General features: G+C 66.2%; 12 protein-coding genes and 1 tRNA gene. 6 read left to right on the top strand and 7 right to left on the bottom strand.

What is annotated here, in order from left to right:
- Both CH256_RS24665 and CH256_RS24660 read right to left on the bottom strand, forming a co-directional pair.
- A partial coding sequence (locus tag CH256_RS24665) for a M20/M25/M40 family metallo-hydrolase (RefSeq protein WP_143536669.1) occupies positions 1 to 419 on the bottom strand: 419 nt, incomplete at its 3' end.
- Positions 420 to 493: 74 nt separating this feature from the next.
- On the bottom strand, positions 494 to 1,831 hold the full coding sequence (locus CH256_RS24660; protein ID WP_094671001.1) for a hypothetical protein: 1,338 nt from the start codon (positions 1,829 to 1,831) through the stop codon (positions 494 to 496).
- 417 nt (positions 1,832 to 2,248) lie between these two features.
- On the opposite strand from CH256_RS24660, the gene CH256_RS24655 reads away from it, so the two are divergent.
- Positions 2,249 to 2,890 (top strand): TetR/AcrR family transcriptional regulator, encoded by a 642-nt coding sequence (locus tag CH256_RS24655; protein WP_149406378.1) that lies wholly within the window; start codon positions 2,249 to 2,251, stop codon positions 2,888 to 2,890.
- A gap of 77 nt (positions 2,891 to 2,967) precedes the next feature.
- Here the strand turns inward: CH256_RS24655 and acpS are convergent, their stop codons facing one another.
- Positions 2,968 to 3,360 carry a holo-ACP synthase AcpS gene (gene acpS / locus CH256_RS24650; protein ID WP_008715184.1) on the bottom strand — a complete coding sequence of 131 codons (393 nt, stop codon included), beginning with the start codon at positions 3,358 to 3,360 and terminating at the stop codon, positions 2,968 to 2,970.
- The gene (locus CH256_RS24645; protein WP_094670999.1) at positions 3,360 to 12,659 is read right to left on the bottom strand and encodes a type I polyketide synthase; all 9,300 of its coding nucleotides are present in this window, start codon (positions 12,657 to 12,659) and stop codon (positions 3,360 to 3,362) included. The genes acpS and CH256_RS24645 overlap by 1 nt, the downstream gene beginning before the upstream one ends.
- Positions 12,660 to 13,094: 435 nt before the next feature.
- Here CH256_RS24645 and CH256_RS24640 point away from each other — a divergent pair, with 435 nt between their 5' ends.
- Entirely contained in the window at positions 13,095 to 13,826 is a 732-nt protein-coding gene (locus tag CH256_RS24640; protein ID WP_094670997.1) for a hypothetical protein, read from the top strand.
- On the opposite strand, the gene CH256_RS24635 is transcribed toward CH256_RS24640, so the two are convergent.
- Positions 13,793 to 14,584 (bottom strand): TetR/AcrR family transcriptional regulator, encoded by a 792-nt coding sequence (locus CH256_RS24635; RefSeq protein ID WP_094640443.1) that lies wholly within the window; start codon positions 14,582 to 14,584, stop codon positions 13,793 to 13,795. The genes CH256_RS24640 and CH256_RS24635 overlap by 34 nt on opposite strands.
- Positions 14,585 to 14,692: 108 nt before the next feature.
- On the opposite strand from CH256_RS24635, the gene CH256_RS24630 reads away from it, so the two are divergent.
- The 4 genes from CH256_RS24630 to CH256_RS24615 all read left to right on the top strand — a co-directional run bounded on the left by CH256_RS24630 (position 14,693) and on the right by CH256_RS24615 (position 16,337).
- Positions 14,693 to 14,777: transfer RNA gene (locus tag CH256_RS24630), tRNA-Leu, on the top strand.
- 62 nt (positions 14,778 to 14,839) lie between these two features.
- Positions 14,840 to 15,496, top strand: a complete 657-nt coding sequence (locus CH256_RS24625; protein WP_094671007.1) for a maleylpyruvate isomerase family mycothiol-dependent enzyme — start codon at positions 14,840 to 14,842, stop codon at positions 15,494 to 15,496.
- Positions 15,497 to 15,585: 89 nt separating this feature from the next.
- Entirely contained in the window at positions 15,586 to 15,987 is a 402-nt protein-coding gene (locus CH256_RS24620) for a transcriptional regulator (RefSeq protein WP_179272215.1), read from the top strand.
- Positions 15,984 to 16,337, top strand: a complete 354-nt coding sequence (locus CH256_RS24615) for a DUF3817 domain-containing protein (RefSeq protein ID WP_068050412.1) — start codon at positions 15,984 to 15,986, stop codon at positions 16,335 to 16,337. The genes CH256_RS24620 and CH256_RS24615 overlap by 4 nt, the downstream gene beginning before the upstream one ends.
- 2 nt (positions 16,338 to 16,339) lie before the next feature.
- Here CH256_RS24615 and CH256_RS24610 read toward each other — a convergent pair whose 3' ends face one another.
- Positions 16,340 to 17,143: an esterase/lipase family protein gene (locus CH256_RS24610; protein ID WP_094671003.1), complete on the bottom strand. Its 804-nt coding sequence runs from the start codon at positions 17,141 to 17,143 to the stop codon at positions 16,340 to 16,342.
- A 9-nt stretch (positions 17,144 to 17,152) separates the two neighbouring features.
- Positions 17,153 to 17,767 carry an RdgB/HAM1 family non-canonical purine NTP pyrophosphatase gene (rdgB, locus tag CH256_RS24605; protein ID WP_094670995.1) on the bottom strand — a complete coding sequence of 205 codons (615 nt, stop codon included), beginning with the start codon at positions 17,765 to 17,767 and terminating at the stop codon, positions 17,153 to 17,155.
- Between the last annotated feature and the right edge of the window lie 35 nt (positions 17,768 to 17,802).

The following is a 17,802-nucleotide window of genomic DNA, read 5'->3' as shown; positions in this document are numbered from 1 at the left end:
CGTAGCGCCAGCAGATGCATGATCACGTTGCCCTTGCAGTCCGCCGAACCCCGCCCGTACCAACGACCGTCCCGTTCAGTCAGATCGAAAGGCTCACTGTCCCAAAGTTTTCCGTCACCCGGAGGTTGAACGTCGTAGTGCGAGTACAGCAGAACGGTGGGCGCTCCTGCCCGAGCCGGCCGTGAACCGACGACGGCCAGTGAGCCGTCGATCGTCTCGATCAGCTGGACGTCGGGAATGCCTGCGTCGACGAAGGCCCGTTGCACCCACTGCGCCGCACCGGTGCATTCCTCGGCCGGAAACTGCCGTGGATCGTGCACCGAGGTGAAGCGGACCAACTCTGACAACTCGGATTTCGCTCGGGGCATCTGCGATGCGATCGCAGATCGAACGTCGACGGGTCGCGGATCGGCGGGCATGAGTCCTCCAAACGAGAAAATGACAGACGGGCCGTAGCCAGTCTGTCATCACTCGTCTCGAGAACGATTCACCGTCAGCGGCCGGAGAACTCCTGATGAATCCACTCACCGGTCTGCTGCCAGTGCCGATCCCACGCTTCCTGCTCGAGCTGTTCGGGCGACTTGCCCGGCTCCGGAACGGGAACAGGAACGGTGAACTGCGGAGGGGCCACCGTGGTCGGTGACAGTACCGGCTGCGGGGCCGCCACAGCCTGACGCGGCGGTTCCTGCGTCGCCCACGCCTCGGTCGTCGGTGCCGGCTCGACAACTGTCGATGGGTCCATCGTCGGAGGAATCGTCTCGGGCGGCGGCGCAATCGCCGGCACCGGCGCAACCACTACCGCACCCGGATCGGACGTCGTCGGATCCACCTGCCTGGTTGCCCCCGCCAGATCCGCACCGGCATCGCGTCGATCGACGACCTGCTCGGCGGTCGTCTCGGATTCACCCGGCAACGTCGCAGCGACCGCGACACCTGCGGAGAGCACTCCGGCCAGCAGCACTGCGGCGAACACGAGTTTGCGCCCGGAGCCTCCCGACCGGGCCGGCTTCGTGCCGATAGCCGAGGGCGCTGCAGGCACCGGAAGCGGCACTACCACCGTGTCGAGATCCGTATCCTTCGCTACCTCGACGGTCTCCTCGGGCTCGGAGTCGGCAATGTCGGCGTCGGACTGGTCGGCCTGGTCGACTGCCCCGACCTCGGTGTCGGCGGCCCCGTCTGGCTCCGAATCATTGGTCGCCGCCTGCGCGGTGGCAACCGCAGCCGGCTCGTCCTGGTGTGCCAGCAGCGCAGCTCCTCGCGCCGCGACCTGGTCCGCGTCACCGACGCGCACCACGGGTACACCGAGTCCGAGAGACAGGATGTCCACCAGGTCTCGATTGCTCGACGAGTCGCCGAAGAGGGCCACGAACTCTGGCTTCTTTCCGGACTGATCCACCACTTCCCACGCCAGTGGGATGGTGCTGCCGATGCGCTCGGGCGACATCGAGTCCAGCGCAGCGGTCTTGGCCGGGGTGATGGAGGCGTGCGCTGCGTCGGCGAGAGAGATGGAGACGCCCGTGTCGCCCATGTAGTAGAGAAGGACGGTGTTCGCGTCGGCGAATTCCTTCGACGTCGCGAGCCAGCCGAGGAATGCCTCGGACGCGGACGACAGCACTGCGGGTTCGTCGCCCAAGGCGGCTGCGAACTCGGCGCGCTCGTCCTCGGTTCGGTACACCACGCCTACTACGTCCACCTGTGTGTCGAGTGTCGCCGCCTCGGCGCGCATCGTCTCGATCGCCTTGGGCAGAACCGAGGCCGCGTCGGGGTCGAGCGGGGTCGTACGGTCGGCGAGTACCTCGCCTGAGGTGGGCTCGACAAGAATTGCCTGCATCGAGCCAGATTCGATCGCTATACCAATAGTTGCCATGGCAGTCTCCCTGTGCTCAGGGTGGAGGCACCCGACCATGAACGTCATCCAGCGGATCCGAACGACGATCACCCTGCACGGAATTTGATTCTGTTACCTGAACCATACCTGTTGACGGTTAAATTGGTCCGAATCGGCCTTGGAGTTTGTCACAGTATGGGGAACCAGCAGTTGTCGTCGACCCCAGGTTTCTTCCATACCTCCAGCTGAAACACGCGTGTCCGACCCCGAAACCGGAACCGGTGGGAGTGACCTACCGGACCGTTGTGGATAACGAGCACCCGCGCCGGATAGCCTGACCGGGTGGAATCCTCTGCTCGTGCCCAGTCCTCGCGCCGTCTCGACGCCGCGCTCGAGTCGACGGCACAGACACAGGAACTGATGCCACGACGACGACCCACCCAGGAACGCAGCCAACGGAAGTTCGACGCACTGCTGCAGGCCTCACGCGAGTTGCTCAGCGATGTGGGTTTCGAGTCGTTCACCTGCGAGGAAGTCGCGTCACGCGCCGAACTGCCGATCGGCACGCTGTACCAGTTCTTCGCCAACAAGTACGTCATCGTCTGCGAGCTCAACCGCCAGGACCTCGTGGGGGTCCAACAGGAACTCGCCGAGTTCGACGGCGAGGTCCCGTCCCTGGACTGGGTGCGGTTCCTGAACAACTTCGTCGACCACATGGCCGGCATGTGGATGACCGATCCGTCGCGCCGTGAAGTGTGGCTCGCCATGCAATCGACACCGTCGACGCGCGCAACCGGGGTGATTCACGAGCGGGAGTTCGCCGAGCAGGTCTCGCGCATGCTCGGACCGCTCACTCCGCGCACGCCACGGCACCGCCGCAACCTCATGGCTCAGGTGTTGGTGCACATCGTCTACTCGATGCTCAACTTCTCCGTGCAGGACGGCCAGAGCCACGAGGACGCCGTCGCCGAGCTCAAACGCATCATGATGGCGTATCTGCTCGTCGCCGAGAAGGAGAGCAGGCGTTCCGGCGGCTCGACGAACGAGAGCGAACCAGCCTGAGCAACCCGAGCCCGCACAGACGAAAGGCCCGCCCGATCACCTGGATCGGACGGGCCTGACTCGTTCTCGGAGCGAATTCACTCCTCCAGAATCGCCACCGCGGCGGCGATGTCGCCGTCATGTGTCAGCGACAGATGAATCTTCACCGTCGGCAGGAACTCCTGTGCCATCCCGTGCAACTTGATCGACGGCCGACCCCACGCATCGTTGACGACCTCGATCAACGGATACGGGTTGTCGCCGATCTGCGGCGGACGCGCGAATCGCGATGTCGCCCATGCCTTCAGCACCGCTTCCTTGGCGGCCCACCGAGCCGCGTAGTGGCGGGTCGGGTCGGAACTCTTCGTTGCTGCATGACGCCGCTCGCCCGCGGTGAAGCTGTCGCGGATCATCGTCGTGCCGACCTTCTCCATCTGCTCGGCGAAGTCGGACACCGTCACCAGGTCGAAACCCACTCCCAGGATCGCCATCAGATGGCACCCGGCAGACCGGAGGAGTAGACATCGTCCGCGCCGAGGCGAGCGGACTCGTTGAGCAACACGTTTGCCTCCAGTTCGCGTGACGCCTTGGCCGGCGTCCCGTCATGTCCGAGCCGTCGATCGTCCGGCCGCTCGTAGAGGGAGTCTCCTCCCACCATCGCGGAGATCAGCCTGCGCTGACCGGCGATGCGACGCTCGTTCGCCTTCGCGATGTACTGCGCACGTCGGTCCGCCGGAACGGCCTCGAGGAACGCCTGCGGGTGCACCAGAGCGATGAGTCCGGACACGTGGCCGAATCCGAGCGAGGTGAGCAGACCTGCCTTGAGCGGCACCGAGTCACCGAAGCGCAACGGCTCCCGTGCCCACACCAGATGCTCGAAGCCGGTCATCTTGTCGTCGACGCAATCGAGGCTGCGGTTCGGCGGAATGACACCGTTGGCCAGCACCTGGCACAGGCCGATCAGCTGCCAGGCAGCCGCTCCACCCTTCGAGTGTCCGGTGAGGCTCTTCTGCGAGACGACGAACAGCGGAGCGCCGTCCGAACGGCCGATGGCCTTGGCGAGGCGAGTGTGCAGTTCCGCCTCGTTCGGATCGTTGGCTGCGGTGGAGGTGTCGTGCTTGGAGATCACGGCCACGTCGTCTGCACTGACGCCCAGTGCGTTCAGCGAAAGCGCGAGCGCCGAATCCTTGCCGCCGCGACCGGCACTGAGCGCGCCGAGCCCCGGAGCCGGGATGGACGTGTGCACTCCGTCGCCGTACGACTGTGCGTAGGCCACCACTCCGAGGACCGGCAGGCCCATCTCGAGTGCCAGGTCTCCGCGAGCGAGCAGAATCGTTCCGCCGCCGTGGGATTCGACGAATCCACCGCGCCTGCGGTCGTTGGCCCGCGAGAACCGTCGATCGCTGATGCCCTTGGCGGTCATCGCTGCCGAGTCCGCGGTGGCCGACATGTCGCCGAAGCCGATGATGCCCTCGGTGCTCAGGTCGTCGAAGCCGCCGGCGACCACGAGTTGCGCCTTGCCCAGCTTGATCTTGTCGACGCCTTCTTCGACGGAGACCGCCGCGGTGGCACAGGCGGCGACAGGGTGAACCATCGCGCCGTAGCTACCGATGTACGACTGAACCACGTGCGCAGCAACGACGTTCGGCAGAGCTTCCTGCAGGATGTCGTTCGCACGAGCGTCGCCGAGCAAGGTGTCGATGTACAGCGAGCGCATCGATTCCATGCCGCCCATGCCGGTGCCCTGTGTGTTGGCGACCAACGTGGGGTGCACCCAGCGCATCAGTTCCGACGGGTTGAAGCCCGAGGAGATGAACGCGTCGACCGTGGTGACGATGTTCCACAGGGCGACTCGGTCGACCGAGCTGGCCATGTCGGGCGAGATGCCCCACTTGGTGGGATCGAATCCGGTGGGAATCTGTCCACCCACGGTGCGGGTGAGCTTCATCTTGCGCGGAACGCGAATCTCGGTGCCCGCCTTGCGGGTGACCTGCCAGTCGCTCGAATCCGGAACCGGGGTGATGAGCGTGTGCTCGGGGTCCGCTGCTGCGAACGACCGGGCGTCGATCTCGGTTCCGACCACGAACGTGAGGTCGTTGTCGAGGAAGATCGAGGTCATCAGCGGAGCGGTGTTGCCGACCATCGCGCCGTCGTCGCCGTAGGTACGGATACCGCACTTCTCGACCACGATGTCGTGGTACTTGTCGGCGATGTCCTCCTCCGGCACCAGGTCACCGGACTCGATGTCGTACCAACCCGGCTTGGGATCGTTCTCCCAGGCGATGAGGCCGGTGTTCCAAGCGAGTTCGAGAACGCCTGCGGCAGAGAGCTGCTCGTCGACCTCCATCTCGAAGCGGGTACGTGCCGAACCGTACGGTCCGAGCTCGCCCGCGCCGACGATGACGACCAGGTCCTTCGGGTCGACGTCCAGTGTCGGCCAGGCCGGAGCCGTGGTCGACGTGGACAGCCGCGGCGGTGCGGGCAGCGCCGCGATGACCGAGTTGTCCACTGCCTCTTCGGTCTTCTCGGCAGCGGCCGCAGCCGCGTCCCGAGCGAGCTCGACGAGGTTGAGCTTGGTGTTGGCCAAGCCGCCCGTGAGATCGACGACGATCGGCTCCTGCGCAGCCTGACGGCGAGCGGTAGGTGTGCACAGTTCGAGCAGTTCGGTCGCCATCTCGTCGGTGGACCAGGTGCGAACGCCTTCGGCCTCGACGGCCTCGACGATGGGATCGTTGCCACCCATCAGGCCGGTGCCGCGCACCCACCCGATGTGAGCGTGGGCGATGGACACCCGCTCGGCCCAGTTCTTCTCCGAGCCCCACTTGGCGACGACTGCGTCGAGTGCGGCCTTCGATTCGCCGTAGGCACCGTCTCCACCGAACATTCCGCGGTTCGGCGATCCCGGCAGCACCACGTGCAGGTGAGTGTCGATGTCGGTGTCGTAACCGACCTTCGACAGTCCGGTGATCAAACGCTCGACGGACCAGAGCAGCACGCGCATTTCCATCTCGGCGCGAGCTCCGGCGTCGGACATCTCGCCCATGACCCGCGGAGCCGCGAACGGGAACAGCATCGTCGGAGTCGTGGCGGCCTTGACGAGAGTCTTTGCGCCACCGGCAGTGTCGATGTAGTCGCTACCGATCCACTCGATGAGAGCATCGACGTCGGTGTACGACGCGATGTTGGCCGGAACCACCCAGAGCGACGCTCCGCTCCGTGCGCTGTCGCGGTAGAGGCTGCGGTAGAAGCCGAGTCGCTCGTCGTCGAGCCTGGAGGTGGTGACGAAGACCGTCGCTCCCCCGGCCAGCAGCTTGGCCGTCACCGCAGCTGCGATGGAGCCCTTGCTGCCGCCGGTGACCACTGCGACCTCGTCGGCCCATGGGCCCTTGTCCTCGGATACGACCGCGATGTCCGCGATGCGTCCGAAGGTTTCGGCCAGCACTGCCTTGTTCTCGTAGTCGGCCTTGGCCTTCCACCACTGTGCCTGAGCTGCAACGGCATTGCCGGCACCGGCGAAGGACTCGACGGCGACGTCGCCTGCAGTACCGAGCCACAACCGGGCCAGGTCCTCACGGGCGGTGGCCCAGCGGTCGTCGATCAGGACGGCGCGCTTGGCGTCGAACGCCGGCGCGACGAGGCGAGGCCAGTCGGATCCCAACTCGGCCGAGACCAGCTCGACCAGAGCGGCGTCGGGATCCTCGGCCAGCAGTGCGTTGGGCGCATCGGCCAGTCCGAGCTGTTCGAGCACCAACCGGGCTGCGGAGGCGAGGACGCCGTCGCGGCCGGTGATGTGCTCGGTGAACTCACCGAGAGCAGCAGCGTCGACGGTTCCGCCGGCTCCGCCGCCTGCCTGCGGCATCGAGACTGCAACGCCGCGGCGTGCGGCCACCGCGGCCACGGCCGCGTCGATGACGTTGTCGACTGCGTTGCCGTCGGCGAGAGCGCCGTCGGCCAGGCCACCGAGCGCGCCACCACGAACCGAGGCACCGTCACGGGTACCGAGAGCGACCTCGGCGGTGACGTGGTGCGCCCAGCCGTCGCCCAGTTCCCAGGTCTTCTTGACGCGATCGGCGATCGAGGCCGGGCGTCGACCCGAGGGGCCGAAGACCTTGCGGAGATGGTCGTTGATGGAGTCGCTGAGCACCGGACCGAACGGCTTGTACGTACGAGCCAGCTTGTTCACCGTGCCCGAGAGCGCACCCATGTCGGCATCGGCTGCACCGTCGATGGCACCGAGCGAGAGCTCGGAACCGAGGTCGACGAGCAGCTGATTACGACGCGAGGACACACCGTCACACAGAGCCTCGATGGTGTCGGCAGGCCCGATCTGATCGAGCTGCAGCTTGGTCCACAGACCGATGAGGATCTTGGTTGCATCTGCGGCGACGAACGCGATGTCGTCCGGACGAGGTCCGCCCGACGGTGCTGATGCCGGAGCGGGTGCTGCGGCCGGAGCTGCAGCTGCCGCCGGAGCAGCGGCCTCCACGGGTGTCGACTCTTCCTCGTCGGCCGGAGCCGGATCGGTGTCGGTGCCGTAGATGATCGCAGCCTCGCGCTCGAGGTTCAGAACCTCGACCGGGTGGCCGAAGCGGCCCGGCAGCTTGAGGGTCTGCGACGCGAGGTTGGCCACGGTCGGGGTTGCCCCCAGGCCGATCTCGACGAAGCGCTCGACGCCCATGCCGCCGTCGGACTCGTCTGCGAACAGCAGGTCCTGGGTTTCGATCCAGCGCACCGGGCTGGCGAACTGCCATGCCAGCAGCTCGGTCAGGATCACCCGGCACAGAGCGCTCGGCCGTGCTGCCCACGAATCGAACTCTGCGAGAACGGTGTTCAGCGGCTCGGACGGAACCAGATCGGCGATCTCCTGAACGAACTCGCGCTCGAGCGAGAACGGCTTGGGCACCAGGTTGGGGATGTAGCGCCCCACCAGGATCGCCGGATCGATCTGCTCGGGGAGCAGCGTCTCGAGGCGGTTGCGGAAATCGTCGACTCCGCCGCGTAGCACCGTGGAGTGGAACGGCACGTCGATGCCGGGAACCATGATGTAGGCGGCCTTGCCACCGAACTCCGCTCGGCGGATCGCGATCTTCTTCTCCAGCTCGCCGAGGCCGGCAACCGTGCCTGCGATGGCGTACTGCGAACCGCGCAGGTTGAGGTTGACGATCTCGAGGAACTCACCGGATTCTTCTGCGACACCGGCGACGAAGCCCTGCACGTCCTGATCGGCCAAGCCGATCTGCGACGGGCGGATCGCTGCCATGCGGTAGTCACTGCGGCCGCTGGCATCACGCGGAACCAGCGCGTGCATGGCCGAACCACGCTGGAAGACGACCTCGAGGACGGCTTCGAGCGGGAGCACACCGGCAACGGCTGCGAGAGCGTTGTACTCACCGACCGAGTGGCCCGCGAGAATCGAGTTCTCCACGAACGCACCGGATTCACGCAGTTCGGCAACCTGTGCGACGCCGAGAACGGCCATCGCAACCTGGGTGAACTGCGTCAGGTGCAGCACACCGTCGGGGTGCTTGTGGGTGACGCCGCGCGCCTTGAGCGACGTCGGATTGTCGCGCACCACAGCGAGAATGGAGAAGCCCAGTGCGCTGCGGGTGTGCTTGTCGGCACGATCCCACACCTCACGTGCGGCCTTCGAGCGAGACCGAGCGTCCAGGCCCATGCCCGCCCGCTGGATGCCCTGACCCGGGAACGCGTAGACGGTCTTCGGCGGCGCGGTGCGAGCGGTGGCGACCATGACCAGTTCGCCTGCGACACGGCAGGAAACCTCGATCAGTTCGGCACCCTGGTCGAATCCGGTGCGGTCGACGCGAACATCGATCTCCGCTCCGGGTCGAACCATGCCGAGGAAGCGCGCGGTCCATGCGGTGAGGCGACGCGGCGGAGTCTTGGTGTCCGCGTGGTCGACTGCGGTCACCGTCTGCTGTGCGGCAGCAGAGAGCCACATGCCGTGCACGATCGGGCTGCCGAGGCCGGCGAGCAGCGCCGCGGCGTCCGAGGTGTGGATGGGGTTGTGATCGCCCGAGACCTGAGCGAACGCGGCCATGTTGCGCGGGGCCACGATGGTTGCCTGACGGCGGCGACGACGCGGGGTGTCCTTGGCGTCGGCGCTCACCGAGCCGCCGGCGCGGGCCGGATCGGTCAGCTCACCCTTGCCGGTGCGTCCGCGAATGGCGAAGCGCTCCACGAGAGTTGCGACGGCGGGAGCGTCGAGCCCCTCGCCGAGCATGGCACCGATCTCGACGGTGACCTCGACGACGCGGCCGAGGTCGGTGTCGAGCACCTCTCCGGCCGCAGCCTTGACCACGAGAATCGAGGTGTCGGTGGGCAATTCGCCGACCAGGTTGACGCTGTGGTCGAGGTGCACCAGGTCGAGCATGCCTTCGATGACGTCGATGCCCTCGGCGTTGCGGGTGGCACCCAGGACGGCGAAGACGGCGGGCCAGCAGGCACCGACCAGAACGTCGGGAACGGCCTTGCCGCTGACGGTCAGCGAATCCGGCAGGCCGGAGCCGGTGACGCCTGCGTGATCGGCGATCAGATCGGGGATCCATGCGATGTTCAGCCGGGCGACGCCGCCCTTGACGGCCGGAAGGTCCTGGCCTGCAGCAACTCCGAGCAGAGCCGACATGGCCTGCTGTGCGTCCTGCGCGGTGACGACGGGAGCGCCGCCGTCGATCGTGGAGGCCGGAACCGTCAGGCGGATACGTACTTCCTTGCCCGGGGCGAGCGGAACCAGCAGCTCCACGTGCTCGGAATCGAGCACGGTCAGCGTCGAGCCGGTCTGCGGGTGCGCCGCGACCGTCTCGGACTCCACGGTCCAGTCGGCCGGATCACCCAAGCGTGCAACGGGGTTCTGCGTCATCCGCGAGGCCCAGGTGACGTCGGGAGCAGCCAGCACGATGCCGAGCAGTCCGGGTGCGATCTCGGCGTGGCGACGGCTCGCGATGGCCGTGGGCTCGACGCCCTCGGCGAGAAGCTGATCCGCGGTGGCCTTCTCGAAGCGATCGAGCAGCTCGCCCACGGGCTCGTCGACGCGAGTGATGCCCGCGACGGCGACGGTACCGGGGATGATGCAGACCTGATCGGCCGAGTAGCGAGCGTCGTGTGCCTGCCACAGCGAGTCACTGCGCCACCAGCGGCGCACGTCGCCGTCGACGACGGGGACGAAGTTGACCGGCTTGCCGGGCATGCGGCACAGCGAGGTGAAGAAGGTGATGTCGGCCGGGTGCAGAACCACGTCGGCGGCGTCCGGGAACTGTGCGAGCAGCGACTTCAGAGCTGCACGCGGGCGTTCGAGAACCTCGGCATCGGCGAACAAGGTGGGGATGGGTCCGCGATCGACGGGGTGCAGCCGAGCCTCGGCGCGCTGCAGCATCTCCAGGAAGCGGGTACGCCAGGTGACGTCGAGCCACACCGACTCGCGTGCCTCGGACACGGCATCGGTGAACTCGCCGCCGCAATCGAAGTCGCTGCGCGAGTCGGTCCCGATGGCCAGATCGAGGTAGCGAACGAGCCACTGCTGGTACGTCATCTCGGCGACGTCGCCGAAGAAGGGCTTGGCGGTGCCGTCGAGTGCGGCGATGATCTCGTCGCGACGCTCGGCCACGGCGTCGGCGTTGCCTGCGACCTCGTCGAGCAGTCGGCCGCACCGCGATGCCGCATTGTCGATCTCGTGGATGTCGGCACCGAGCTGGCTACGGCCCGAGGCCATTCCGCCGTTCGCGGTACCGGCACCGACCCAGTCGGGGGTTCCGGGTGTGTCGACCAGAAGCTGCTTGACCTCGGGAGCCGTCGTGGCCTCCAGGGTTGCCATCGCTGCAGTGCCGACGAGGATGCCGTCGAGCGGCATCTTCGGGTAGCCGTGCACAGCCGACCAGGTTCCGGTGAGGTACTCCGCTGCCCGCTCGGGTGTGCCGATGCCGCCGCCGACACAGACGACGAGGTTGGGCCGTGACCGCAGCTCCGCGTAGGTGGTCAGCAGCAGGTCGTCGAGGTCCTCCCACGAGTGGTGTCCGCCTGCGCGGCCACCCTCGATGTGGACGTTGACCTGGTACGAGGGAACCTCGTTGGCGATACGGATGACGGCGCGAATCTGCGCGACGGTGCCGGGCTTGAACGAGACGTAGCTGATGCCTGCCTCGGACAGCTCTTCGATGAGGGCCACTGCCTCTTCGAGTTCCGGGATGCCTGCGGTGACGACGACGCCGTCGATGGCCGCACCCGCCGCGCGAGCGCGCTGCACGATGCGGCGTCCGCCGAGCTGCAGCTTCCACAGGTACGGATCGAGGAAGAGCGAGTTGAACTGAATTGCGCGGCCGGGCTCGAGAAGTGTGGAGAGCTCGGCGACGCGGTCGGTGAAGATGTCCTCGGTGACCTGACCGCCACCGGCGAGCTCGGCCCAGTGGCCTGCGTTGGCAGCTGCGGCAACGATTTTGGCGTCGACCGTCGTCGGCGTCATGCCGGCGAGCAGGATCGGCGAACGTCCGGTCATCTTGGTGAACGAGGTCTCGACGACGACGCGGCCGTCGGGCAACGTGACCGGAGTGGGGGCGTAGGCGGACCATGCGGGCTGGACCTCGGGAGCAGCTCCCGGAGTGAGCAGGTTGCGGTGGCCACCGCGCGAGGACGCGGCGATGATGCCAACGCCCTGTCCACGCAACGCCGGGGTGGTCATGCGGGTGAGCAGGTCGCCCGGACCGAGATCGAGAATCCAGTCGGCACCGGCATCGACGACACCGTCGATGGCGTCGACCCAATCCACGGAGTCGACGAGGATCTTCTGTGCGAGCTCGCGTGCGAGGTCGATGTCGAGCCCACAACGCTGCGCCCAGGCGCTGACGAGTTCGACGGCATCTGCCAGGGCGGGGTGATGGAAGCCGATCTCGACGGGAAGCTGCTCGAAGACCGGGGCGAACACGGCACCGCCACGCTTCTTGGCGTCGCGGTCACGCTCTTCCTCGGCAGCGATCTGCTCGCACTTCTCCTGCACGCGAGCCAGCTGGGCCGGCGGCCCGGAGAGTACGACGCGACGACGGCCGTTGCGGATGGCGAGAGCTGCGGATCGCTCCGGCGCTCCGTCGATCGCGAGTTCGGCGATGATCGCCTGCAGTCGTGCGGGTTCGACGTTGGCAACCGAGACCATCGGCGCGCGGTCTCCGGCACCGATGATGCCGCGGCGGCGGCCGACGAGACCTGCCGCTGCACCCACGAGCTGGGCGATAGCCAGGAAGTTCGCATCCTGTGCGCCATCGGCTGCGACGGACTCGGCGGCGATGAGACCCTGCGAGTGTCCGACGACCTTGACGGGCGGGGTCTGGGCCGGATCGAGCCCCTGCAACTTCAACGCACGCAGTGCTGCGACCTGGGTGAGAAACACTCCGGGAAGCGAGACGGCAGCGGAGGTCAGTGCCGCCTCGGACGGTCCGTACGAGCCGACGGTGTCGTCGTCGGCGAGGTCCTGTTCGAGCATCCAGCCGATCGGGTCGAAGCCGACCGAGCGCACGACCAGCAGCTCGTCTGCCACGGGCGCGAGAGTGACTGCTGCCTCGTTGACGAGATCGGTCAGTTCGGGTTCGAGCGCGGAGTCGCGAGCCAATTCCTCGAGGGAGCTGAGCCACGGTGCGCCCTGGCCGCCGAAGGCCAACGCGTACGGCTCGCCCGCGGCGAAACGATCTGCCAGAGTCCGAGAGCCGCCATTGCTTCTAGGGGATTTGTCTGCGTTGCCGGTGCTTCGCGAGCCTCGTCCGTGTGATGGTGTGCTCTCGTTGATCGTCAAGGCTGAAGATTCCTCTCGTGGACGCCTCGGGGGTCGGGGCGTTCGCTGTGATGACTGCCCCATGGCGTCGTGGGCTACAGGGTCGAAGCGGTGAGCCGGTCTTCGTCGACAGGTCTCCTCCGCGCTGCTCAAGGTTGACACAAAATCATGAGGAAATCCTCAGGTTTGCTCGGACGTCCGAGTGCTACCAGCGAGTACGTCACTCGAAGCGGCTTTACCTTTCGTTTACCCGACTCGTCGGTAACCCGTATCCACGCTGGCGAGAGCGTCGAGCGGGATGCCAGAACATGAGGAAAGCCTCGCATTTTTCGTTATCTTTTCGTGATGTGATCTCGAGCACAGATGAGCAGCTCCCAACCCTGTCGGTGCGGTCCTCTACCTTGTGCGAACGAGCCGCTCGCCGGGAGAGCGGTCGACGAAATCCGGGGGGAATTCATGTATTCATCGGTAACGGATATCTGCACCGAGGACGAGCTCGACGCGATGCTTCTGCACATCGAATCGCATGCGCCGCAATCTTGTTCGCCACACTGGACACCGGGGTGGCGGGGCGAGAGCGAGGTGGCGTTGCTGGATGCGATCTTCTCGGCGCGCGCTCCCTACGGCGGCCCTTCGAGCGGGGTCCGTGCGGTGGTCCAGCGATGGCGATCGCATCGCGGCGATAACCGACTCGACGACTTGACAACCCTCGCCGAACTGACCAACAGCCCGGATCTACTCGTCGAGATTCTTTCCAACCGTCAACTGGTTCCGGGAAACAGTCGAACCAAGGGTGCTGCCGCTGCCGTGGCCGCTCGGACGTTGATCTCGGTGGGCCTGAGTCGTTCGAGCGACTTCGTGCAGCACACCGAGCACCAATTCGAGGCGTTCTGCGCAATTCCCGGGCTCGGCGAGACCACCTGGGAGTGCATGCTCATGCATCTGGGAGTGCGCACCGACAAGGCGACCGAACATCTGAACTCGTTCGTCGCCGACGCGCTCGAACCGCTCCACCAGAACCTGTCCGTCGGCATTGCCGAGGATCGCGCGTCCGTGATCCTTGCAACGACCGCGGACGCACTGAGCACCGAACTCGCCTCACTCGAGCACGCAATCTGGCGATATCAACACAAGTTACGCAGGCCGAAGAAGCGTCACTCCGAGGCGGCACTTCGACCGACGGGCTGACTTCGCGAGATCATCGCCTCCACACCGTCGAGAATGCACTCCAACCCGAACCGGTAGGCGTGCACGGGGTCGCTGGCGGCGTCGTACGACGTCGCCGCGGCCGTCCCGACCCGAGACGACACCGGAAAGCGCTCGCGGTCCATCACCCGTTCGAGGATCGGCGCGGTAGCCGCCCACCACTGGGCGTCGGACATGCCCGACTGCTCCTTGACACGGGTCACGCCGGCCAGGGCTCGCGCGGTACCGGAGACGTGAGTGAGAACCAGAGTGAGAACGGAGTCGATCTCGACGTCGCCCAGGCCGATGCCTTCGAGAGGGCGCAACTCGGCCTCGTACTTGTCGTTGGTGTGCGGACCGAGCACGGGCCGTGCCCCCTCCGCCTCGAGAAGCCACGAATGTTGTTGATACAGAGACCAATTGCGCTCGGCAACGAAGCGCATCGCTGGACGCCATCCGCCGGCGACGGAGGCCGGCTCGTCGACGTGCGAGTAGAGACCCGCAAGCGCTCGATCGATCATCAGATCGGCCAGCTCTTCCCGGCCCGGCACATGTGTGTACAGCGACATCGCGCCGACACCGAGATGCTGTGCCACGTTCCGCATCGACACCGACTCCAGACCGGTCGCATCGGCCAGTTCGATGGCGGCATCGACGATCGCATCCACGCTCAGTCCGGTCCGACTCGGCTTGGCACCGACTCGCCACAGAAGCCCGAGTATCCGGGCCGGGTCGAAGGGGACGTCCTTTTTCGATGCCACTCGGCGAGTGTAGCGACACCGTACGGTGTACACCGCATGACGTGGGCACACAGTCGAGCAGACCGCGGCACTGACAACAACCATCCGGGTTGTAGACTTCACCGGCACGCGCGAGTGGCGGAATTGGCAGACGCGCTGGATTTAGGTTCCAGTGTCTCAGGACGTGGGGGTTCAAGTCCCCCCTCGCGCACCACGGTCGTTCGGCCCGGCTTTTCTCGAGACTTCTGCAGGTTCCGACGTGAGAAGGTGGTTCGAATGCCCGAGGAATCGAACGACACGATCTTCGCCGAGATCGCAGACGAGAGACGTTCTCTCGCAAGAACTCTCGAGACTCTCACCCCCGAACAATGGGACGCCCCATCACTGTGCGAGGCCTGGACCGTCCGAGACGTCGCCGCCCATCTGGTGGTGCCACTGATCGTCCCGCTCTGGCAGTTCGGACTCGTCATGGTGCGCACCCGAGGCAACTTCGACCGAGCCAATCAACTGATGACCACGCGCGTTCGTCGCGAGCACGAGGACGAATTGCCCGCCTTGCTCACCGCCCACGCCGACAAGAAATTCACCCCGCCTGGCCACGGTCCGCTGGCCCCCTTGTCCGACGTCATCGTGCACGGATTGGACCTGTGCACGCCGCTGGGAATCGAACACCACGTCCCCGACCACCGCATGATCACGATGCTCGACTTCCTGGTGCCCGCGAGCGGTGCCGCACCGTTCAAAGGCCCCGAGCTTCGACTGCAGTGGCGCGCGACCGATCTCGACTGGAGCCGCGGCGAGGGCCCGGTCATCGAAGGATCGGCCGGCACCCTGGCACTGGTTCTGACCGGACGCAGCAGCGCCCTGGCGGACGTGACCGGGCCCGGTGCCGAGCAACTCGCCCAGGCACGGGCCAACCGTCGTCGGGCGTGAGCCGAACTCGAACCGTCCATGGTGAGAATCACCGCCGGGCCGCAGCACGCGACTACCTGCAGTAGTAGTACCTCCGGTACCGTCGAGGGGTGACTTCATCCCGCCCGAACCGTCGGCCAGCACTGATCGCGCTGGTCATCGTGTCCGCGGCGGTGTGTCTGGGCCTCGGCTGGTGGCAGTGGGAGCGCTTCGAGGCAGTGGGCGGAAACGGCCAAAACCTCGGATATGCCTTTCAATGGCCTCTGTTCGCAGTGTTCGTGATCTACGCCTACCGCAAGTTCGTCCGCCTCGAAGACGAGGACCCGGACGAGGCGGCAGCAGCGCGACCCGACGGACCCACAGAGGTGCCCCTCGACCTGCTCCCCCAGCGCAGCGCGCCTGCGGCGGACGCCCGAGACCTCGACGATCCCGAGGCTCGGCAACTACTCGAATACAACAGCTACCTCGCGGAGCTGAACGAATCCCGCGGGACCGACAGGAGCACCACGTGAGTTCGGCACCGGAGAAGACGCAGGCGTCTGCGAACAAGACACAGAAGATCGCGTCCGCGTTGCTGCGCTACCGCGTTCTGGCGTACGCCACGGGAATCTGGCTGCTCGTTCTCGTGACCGAGATGGTCGCCAAGTACATATTCAAGGTCGAGAACGTGCCCAATTGGATTGCCGTCGTGCACGGTTGGGTCTACCTCGTGTATCTCGTGCTGACCGTCGATCTGGCGATCAAGGTACGGTGGCCTGCTGCCCGCACGATCGGCACACTGCTCGCCGGGACCATCCCGTTCCTGTCGTTCTACGTCGAGCACAAGCGCACCAAGCAGGTCAAAGCCGATTTCGGCGTCTGACCTCAGCAGTTGATCGGCTGTGCGTTCTCCGGATCCAGTGCGTTCTGCACCAGCCGCTGAGCAAGCGGATCGTACGAGATTCCGGTGTGCTCGACGGTGTTGGCCGGGCACACGTCCTGCAACACCACATTCGTGTTTCCTGCGCCGCTGAGCAGCGAGGCAGTGTACGGAACGACGATCTGGTCGTAACGGGTGACGATCGTCGTGTATTCGATGCCCGAGACGGTGTCGCTGCCCTCGTTCAGTCGCTCGAGCACGTCGTCCTGCACCGGCGGGCCCGCCGTCGGGTAGTTCGGCGGAGACAAAGCCACGATGCGCGCCACCGTTCGGTCTCCATCGAGGAAGCGGGCGTAGTAGCGCGGCACCGTGCCACCCTTCGAGTGGCCGACGATCGACACCTTCTGCGCACCTGTTGCCTCGAGCACGGAATCGACGAACGTCGACAGTTCCGCGGCACTCTCCGGGATGGGCTCGAGCGCACCGAACGCCCGAACCGGGCCGGTGTTGCCGTAGTCGATCGCGAACACGCAGTATCCGGCTTCGGCCAGCTTCGGCGACAGCGATGCCCAGTTGTCGTAGGAGTTCTCCAGGAAGCCGTGCACCAGCACCACCGGCTCCGGGTGTTGCGCGCTCGGAACACACGAGAAGTCGTTCGAGCCCGGAGGAGTCACGCCCGGGTGCGCGATCGAGTAGGCGAACGCCTCGGCGAAGGAGCCCGCGGCCGGTGCCGCGGAGGCCGGGGCAACTGCCAGGCACAGCGCAGCGGCGGCGAACACAACCGACGTCCGCGTCAGAACGGTTCGCATCGCCACGAGCTACCGCCCCGTCAGTTCTTCGAGCGCCGGAACGAGCTTTCGCAGTGCGTTACCGCGATGTGAGGCGGCGTCCTTCTCGTCCGGGCTCAGTTGCGCGGCACTGCGGCCGTCGCCCTCGGGCACGAAAATGGGGTCGTAGCCGAAGCCGTTCTCCCCCACCGGCTCTCGGCCCACTACTCCGCGCCATTCACCGCGAACCACGGTCTCGGTGCCGCCGGGAATCACCAGCGCACACGCCGAGACGAATGCGGCTCCGCGACGCTCGTCGGGGGTGTCACTCAACTGCGCCAGAACCAGTGCGATGTTGGCCTCGTCCTGCCCGTGTGTACCGGACCAGCGAGCCGAGAGCACCCCTGGCATCGCGTTCAGGGCATCGATTTCTATTCCGGAATCGTCTGCCACACAAGGTAATCCGGTGGCCGCAGCTCCGTCACGCGCCTTGGCGAGTGCATTCTCCTCGAAAGTCGCTCCGGTCTCGGGTGCCTCCGGGAACGGCGGCACCTCGTCGAGGCCGACCAGCTCGATCCCGGCCACTCCGGCGGCGTCGAGCACCCGCCGGAGTTCACGCAACTTCTTCGCGTTCCGGCTCGCTACCAGCAGCTCGGTGTCAGCCACCGAACTTCTTCTTCGATTCCGCGGCCGCAGGCTCG

Origin of the sequence: Rhodococcus sp. 05-2254-6 (assembly GCF_002258565.1) — a bacterium.
GTDB lineage: Bacteria > Actinomycetota > Actinomycetes > Mycobacteriales > Mycobacteriaceae > Rhodococcoides.
Note: the sequence above shows the minus strand (reverse complement) of the source record. Positions and strands in the feature narration are given on the sequence as shown.

Bases quoted from the DNA above. Each gene is read 5' to 3' on its own strand.
- CH256_RS24625 (WP_094671007.1), top strand. From the start codon at position 14,840: ATGCCCGAGGAATCGAACGACACGATCTTCGCCGAGATCGCAGACGAG.
- CH256_RS24655 (WP_149406378.1), top strand. From the start codon at position 2,249: ATGCCACGACGACGACCCACCCAGGAACGCAGCCAACGGAAGTTCGAC.
- acpS (WP_008715184.1), bottom strand. From the start codon at position 3,360: ATGGCGATCCTGGGAGTGGGTTTCGACCTGGTGACGGTGTCCGACTTC.
- CH256_RS24610 (WP_094671003.1), bottom strand. From the start codon at position 17,143: ATGCGAACCGTTCTGACGCGGACGTCGGTTGTGTTCGCCGCCGCTGCG.
- CH256_RS24660 (WP_094671001.1), bottom strand. From the start codon at position 1,831: ATGCAGGCAATTCTTGTCGAGCCCACCTCAGGCGAGGTACTCGCCGAC.
- CH256_RS24640 (WP_094670997.1), top strand. From the start codon at position 13,095: ATGTATTCATCGGTAACGGATATCTGCACCGAGGACGAGCTCGACGCG.